Annotated in this window: 4 tRNA genes and 1 rRNA gene; all 5 read left to right on the plus strand. The window is 45.9% G+C overall.

From position 1 onward, the window contains the following. Positions 1 to 110, plus strand: a 5S ribosomal RNA gene (gene rrf / locus F7888_RS22275); the annotation flags it as partial. A 9-nt stretch (positions 111 to 119) separates the two neighbouring features. After that, positions 120 to 195 (plus strand) — tRNA-Val (locus F7888_RS22280). Positions 196 to 214: 19 nt separating this feature from the next. Continuing rightward, positions 215 to 290, plus strand: a tRNA-Thr gene (locus F7888_RS22285). Between the two features lie 210 nt (positions 291 to 500). Next, positions 501 to 576 (plus strand) — tRNA-Lys (locus tag F7888_RS22290). Between the two features lie 34 nt (positions 577 to 610). After that, a tRNA-Leu gene (locus tag F7888_RS22295) sits at positions 611 to 694 on the plus strand. The last annotated feature ends 25 nt before the right edge of the window (positions 695 to 719 follow it).

A 719-nucleotide genomic window follows, 5' to 3' on the forward strand; every position in this document is an offset into this window, starting at 1 on the left:
GATTTTGGCGAAGAGGTCACACCCGTTCCCATACCGAACACGGAAGTTAAGCTCTTCAGCGCCGATGGTAGTTGGGGGACTCCCCCTGTGAGAGTAGGACGTCGCTAGGCAGTTTATATGGAGGATTAGCTCAGCTGGGAGAGCACCTGCCTTACAAGCAGGGGGTCGGCGGTTCGATCCCGTCATCCTCCACCATTTTAAACTAATTATATATGCCGGTGTAGCTCAGTTGGTAGAGCAACTGACTTGTAATCAGTAGGTCGTGGGTTCGACTCCTATCGCCGGCACCACTTATACCGAGTATTTATTCGAAATTCATTATAATTTTGAGCCATTAGCTCAGTCGGTAGAGCACGAATGAATAAGCTTCATAGAGACTCTCCAGAGTACCACTCGAGATGCTACTTGAAAAAGCTTTCTGAGAGTGGGACGTCTAATAGATGCTCTTTCTATAGCATATTAACAAAACCGAGTATTTCTTCAAAATTTATTATAATTTTGAGCCATTAGCTCAGTCGGTAGAGCATCTGACTTTTAATCAGAGGGTCGAAGGTTCGAGTCCTTCATGGCTCACCATTTTTTAAAGTTAGTAATCTAACTTATATAGTATGCGGGTGTGGCGGAATTGGCAGACGCGCTAGACTTAGGATCTAGTGTCTTTGACGTGGGGGTTCGAGTCCCTTCACCCGCACCATATGCGGAAGTAGTTCAGTGGTAGA

It is taken from the genome of Litchfieldia stipae, from assembly GCF_014837155.1.
GTDB lineage: Bacteria > Bacillota > Bacilli > Bacillales > Bacillaceae_L > Litchfieldia.